Genomic DNA, 4,940 nt, shown 5'->3' with positions numbered 1-4,940 from the left:
TTTTTTCGCAAAAAAAATCCAGAAGTCGCAAAAAAAATCCAGAAGTCGCAAAAAAAATCCAGAAGTCGCAAAAAAAATCCAGAAGTCGCAAAAAAAATCCAGAAGTCGCAAAAAAATCCAGAAGTCGCAAAAAAATCCAGAAGTCGCAAAAAAATCCAGAAGTCGCAAAAAAAATCCAGAAGTCGCAAAAAAAATCCAGAAGTCGCAAAAAAAATCCAGAAGTCGCAAAAAAATCCCCAATTTCGCAGTCGACACTAAAAATAAGCCTCAAGTCTTAGCCAAGTTATATCTACAGCCAGTTATGAAAAGAATGGAGACAAGCTATCATAAGAGTATGGAAGGAGGGAACGCAAATGAAAACATTTTTACTCATTTGTTTAGGCGTGATTGCAGCCTTCGTGTTGCTTGCAAACGTCGGTCCAATAATCATGCTCTTGATTAGTGTAGCGATTGCTTACTATGGAGTAAGAAAATTCATACTAGCTGAAACAACAGGGAAAAAAGTGTTATGGGCATTTGTCATATTGATTGGTGTTTCTATGTCACTCTCTAATATACCTGCTTTAATCGGTATTGTTGCATTAGTGGTGTTATATTACACCTATAAAAAATGGAAACAAGAAAAAGAAAATACTTATTATAACGATGATTATTTAAACTGGGACAAGCTTTAAAATAATAAGGAGGAAGATAAAATGGCAAACTTATTAACTCGTATAAAGGATTCTGTGATGGCAGACTTACATGAACTAATGGATCAAAAGGAAGAAAAAAATCCAATCGCACATGTGAACCAATACATTCGCGAATGTGAGCAAGAAGTGAAAAAAATAAAACGATTGGTTGAAAAGCAATATGAAATTAAGCAAGACATTACTCGTGAATGGAACCAAGCGAAATTAATGGTCGAAAAACGCAGACGACAATACGAATTAGCAGAGCAAATGCAAGAAGAAGAATTAGCAAAAGAAGCAAAGCAAGAGCTTGATCAATTTGAAGCTAGAGTAGCGCATTTAAATAAGATGCAGGAAAAAGCTATCAAAGATTTAGAAATGCTGGAAACACAATATGTCCAAATGAAACAAAAGCTAAAAGATCTATATGTCAAACGATTAGAACTTAAAAGCAGAGAAAATATCGCACGTACAAAGCAAGGGATGAACAAAGTGCTTGAAACAGAGCTAGTATCCAAGAGCGCTTCCAAATTCGCTGAGCTTGAAAGCTATATTGAACGGATCGAGCAACGAGTACAAACCGAATACCGTTTGCATACATTAGATGCTCGCTTTGCTGAACTAGAAAAAAAGGCTTCTACTTCTAACTAAAAACATGCTATGCTAAAAAGGTGCAGTGTGATCGCTGCACCTCTAATCTATTGAGATAAAAGATGGAAATGACAGGGGGCTGCTTTATATGGTAAACAAAACACGAATAGATTGGATACACATCCTTTTCATTATTGGCTGTGTTTTATTTGCGATAGAATTCATCTTTATTAATCCTGGTCACCTGTTTACCCTCTTATTATCGGGCTTTGCTATTTATTTTGGAAAACGATCCTATCATAAAATGAGCGGTAAAACGATCTTTTGGGGTGGGGTATTTTTTCTTTTTATTACCATCATAGACACCTTCGCAGTACGTTTTATTATATTAGCAATTATTTTTTATATTGCTTGGAGCTGGTATAAAACAAAGAAAGAACCGAAGCAATATCATCTTGATAGCTCACTTTTTGAGAATGTAGTAACAGAAGGAAAAGTCTTCTGGAATAAATGGTTTGGAAAATATGATAAAAGTAGTCAACCTTATGCATGGCAGGATATGAACATCCAATCTTTTGTTAGTGATATATCGATTGACTTAAATAATACAATGCTACCAAAAGAAGAATCGACCGTAATTATCAGGCAGCTAGTAGGAAATGTACGGATTATCGTTCCTTATGATGTAGAGGTATCAATTGATCACTCTGTTTTATATGGGGAAATACAGGTTTTCGAGCATAAAGAGAGTAATGCTTTTAATCGAAATATTCAAATGCAAACAGACCATTATCATACTTCTTCCCAAAAGGTAAAGATTTACACCCAGGTTCTAATCGGAAAGCTTGAGGTGATAAGAGGATGAAGGTTTATAGTCGTTTAATTGCTACCATAATAGTAGTTACGTTTATTTTCTTACTATTGCTGAGCACCTTATTTTTTCTTGCCTTTCCGTTAGACAATTTACGATCCTTATGGACAGAGAAGGTATGGGAAGTTCCATTTCTGATTATAGTACCAACCATCACGATATTATTTGGCATACTTGTGGGTGTCATAGTAGCCTATGTTGTTAACAAACGAGTTAGGTTTCTTGAACAAAGCTTATCCTTAATACTAAAAAATCAAACTTTCACTGATGAGAAGGATTTTGATGAAATCCATTCTGTTCATGAAAAGCTAAAAGAAGTACAGGACTATATTCAACAGCAAACGAAGCGTGCCCAGAAGCTAATTGAGGAAAGAGCGAAGGATCAAGAGGATACGATAAACCAAGTAATCTCTGAAGAAAGAAACCGTCTAGCCCGAGAACTTCATGATTCGGTTAGTCAAGAGCTGTTTGCTGCGTCCATGCTTGTCTCCGCAGTAAATGCGAGCAATCATCAGGAAAACGCCACTATGACGAAACAGCTAAGTCAAGTCGAGGCAATGATTCAACAAGCACAGTTAGAAATGCGTGCATTACTATTGCATTTGCGCCCTGTTCTATTAAAGGACAAATCATTAAAAGAGGGTATGGAGCAGCTTTTGCAAGAATTAAGGGCAAAAGTGCCAATGGAAGTTACATGGAAGCTGGAGGATATTCAAGTAAATAAAGGAATTGAAGATCATCTGTTTCGAATTTTACAAGAGGGTGTTTCCAATGCTTTAAGACACTCTAAAGCAAGAAGTATTGATACACTATTAATAGAAAGAGATGGCTTTGCCATATTGAAAATAGAAGATGATGGTATCGGATTTAATATAGAAGAAAAGCAAGCAGGCTCCTATGGAATTATTAATATGCAGGAGAGAACCGCGGAAATTGGTGGTTACTTCCGTATCATTAGTATTCCAGAGAAAGGAACAAGGATAGAGGTTCGTGTGCCGATGATAGAGGAGGAATAAAATGATTAGGGTCTTATTTGTCGATGATCACGAAATGGTCAGAATTGGAGTGAGTGCTTATTTATCGACACAGGAGGATATTGATGTAGTAGCAGAAGCGGATAATGGCATAAAAGCGGTAGAACTAGCTTTAGAATTACGCCCTGATGTTATTTTGATGGATTTAGTGATGGAGGAAATGGATGGGATTGAAGCAACAAGCCATATTATGCAACAATGGCCAGATGCAAAAATTCTCATTGTGACGAGCTTTATCGATGATGATAAAGTATATCCAGCATTAGAAGCTGGGGCAACAAGTTATATATTAAAAACCTCCAAAGCTGAGGTAATCGCCCAAGCAATCCGAGATACCTATAAAGGTGAGAGTGTGTTAGAAAAAGAGGTAACAACAAAGGTTATGGCAAATATGCGGAAACAACGGACCAATAGGCTTCATGATAGTCTTACGAATCGAGAAATGGAAATATTATTACTAATTGCTCAAGGCAAAACCAATCAAGAGATTGCCGACGAGCTATTTATTGCATTGAAAACAACAAAGGTCCATGTGAGTAACATTCTGAGTAAGCTAGAGGTACAGGATAGAACACAAGCGGCAGTGTATGCCTATCAACATGGAATCATTAAATAAATTGGTTTTCATGGATGAAGGAGAGGGGTGGAACTTCAGTGGGGAAATGTTGCCCACTGAAGGCGGTTGAACAAGGTTAAAGCCCCAATGTTTCGTTTGGTACTTTAAAACGGAAGGTTATCCTGTCATTTTCCAAATCGAATTGTTGTGCCCTTACTCGAAAATTACTCTTTAATTCCATTTTGGTTAAGGCTAAATAGATGCTTTCCTCCTTTGGATGGATAGTAACCCAATCTGGTGTATAGACACGTTCATTTACGTATTTTAAAATTTTATCCTTTGGTAAACGTAATAATCCTAACGACATTTCACTAGCCTTAAGAATAATATCTCCATTATCCTGTACTTTGGGATCAAAGGTAATACTTACAGGGACCTCTGTAGAAAAAGCCTCAATTGCTCCCATTAAATGTACTTGGTCGTCAAAGCTCACCGCATATTTATCATTTTTATCTTTTAATAGCTTATCAATATACGCATTTACAAGCTCTGTTAAGTTTTCCTTACTTGATTGAATCGTAAATTCTGCACCGGGATCTTCTTCAATATATTCCTTACTAGGATAAGAGGCATTAGGTACTGGCCATAAAATAAACACAATCAGTAATAATACTATAATCCCGTTTAGAATCGCTAACGAAATAAAAAGTTTTTTCCAGTTAATGAGTAGTTTCTCCTTCAAGTTATCACCTTCTAATTATTGGCCGAATCCTCTAAATCGCTTTTTAAATAGGATAATACCCGATTAGCAATTAATTGGTAACCGCGTGTATTCGGATGAAAATTATCCTCGGCTAGAAGATTCTGTGATCTACCTTGATAAATATCTTGCATTGGGATAAAAGTAGCCTGCTCAAATTGGCTAACTACCTGCTTACTTTCAGTATTCCATTGAGTCATAATTTGATCCAATGCTTTGATATCACTAAAATATTTTTCAAATGGATTAAATAGACCTAATAAATATATTTTGGCATTTGGTTGTAATGCTTCAATTCTTTTTAGTATTTGCTCTAACCTATCTCCATACGGTTCTTTTTCTTCATTAAAAGGTTCCATTGTCAAATTCATAAAATTATCTTTTAATATTTTCATTACATCGTTCGCTCCAATAGTAATCAGAACCATATCTGCTCCTTTTATAGAATCGATTA

The 4,940-nt window shown here is 35.9% G+C and carries 7 protein-coding genes and 1 pseudogene; 6 read left to right on the top strand and 2 right to left on the bottom strand.

Translation table 11 applies throughout. The features are described from left to right. The 6 genes and pseudogenes from ACZ5N5_RS00040 to ACZ5N5_RS00015 form a co-directional block, all read left to right on the top strand. A pseudogene (locus ACZ5N5_RS00040) lies at positions 1 to 278 on the top strand (spore coat protein CotG); the annotation flags it as partial. Between the two features lie 75 nt (positions 279 to 353). After that, a complete protein-coding gene (locus ACZ5N5_RS00035) occupies positions 354 to 674 on the top strand; it encodes a lmo0954 family membrane protein (RefSeq protein WP_054861261.1) in 321 nt (106 codons plus the stop codon). A gap of 21 nt (positions 675 to 695) precedes the next feature. Further along, positions 696 to 1,325: a PspA/IM30 family protein gene (locus tag ACZ5N5_RS00030; RefSeq protein WP_054861260.1), complete on the top strand. Its 630-nt coding sequence runs from the start codon at positions 696 to 698 to the stop codon at positions 1,323 to 1,325. Positions 1,326 to 1,413: 88 nt separating this feature from the next. Further along, positions 1,414 to 2,130 (top strand): cell wall-active antibiotics response protein LiaF, encoded by a 717-nt coding sequence (gene liaF, locus ACZ5N5_RS00025; protein ID WP_464372416.1) that lies wholly within the window; start codon positions 1,414 to 1,416, stop codon positions 2,128 to 2,130. Beyond that, entirely contained in the window at positions 2,127 to 3,152 is a 1,026-nt protein-coding gene (locus tag ACZ5N5_RS00020) for a sensor histidine kinase (protein ID WP_109985460.1), read from the top strand. Before liaF ends, ACZ5N5_RS00020 begins: the two co-directional genes overlap by 4 nt. Before the next feature lies 1 nt (position 3,153). Next, a complete protein-coding gene (locus tag ACZ5N5_RS00015; RefSeq protein ID WP_054788599.1) occupies positions 3,154 to 3,786 on the top strand; it encodes a response regulator in 633 nt (210 codons plus the stop codon). Positions 3,787 to 3,862: 76 nt separating this feature from the next. Here ACZ5N5_RS00015 and ACZ5N5_RS00010 read toward each other — a convergent pair whose 3' ends face one another. Together ACZ5N5_RS00010 and ACZ5N5_RS00005 are read right to left on the bottom strand one after the other, a co-directional pair. Continuing rightward, positions 3,863 to 4,468: a YpmS family protein gene (locus ACZ5N5_RS00010; RefSeq protein WP_277678660.1), complete on the bottom strand. Its 606-nt coding sequence runs from the start codon at positions 4,466 to 4,468 to the stop codon at positions 3,863 to 3,865. A gap of 11 nt (positions 4,469 to 4,479) precedes the next feature. Next, positions 4,480 to 4,940: DUF459 domain-containing protein (locus tag ACZ5N5_RS00005; protein WP_464372415.1), on the bottom strand; the 461-nt coding region annotated here is incomplete at its 5' end.

It is taken from the genome of Gracilibacillus sp. JCM 18966 (assembly GCF_055392695.1).
This window is presented reverse-complemented; position numbering and strand designations above follow the sequence as displayed.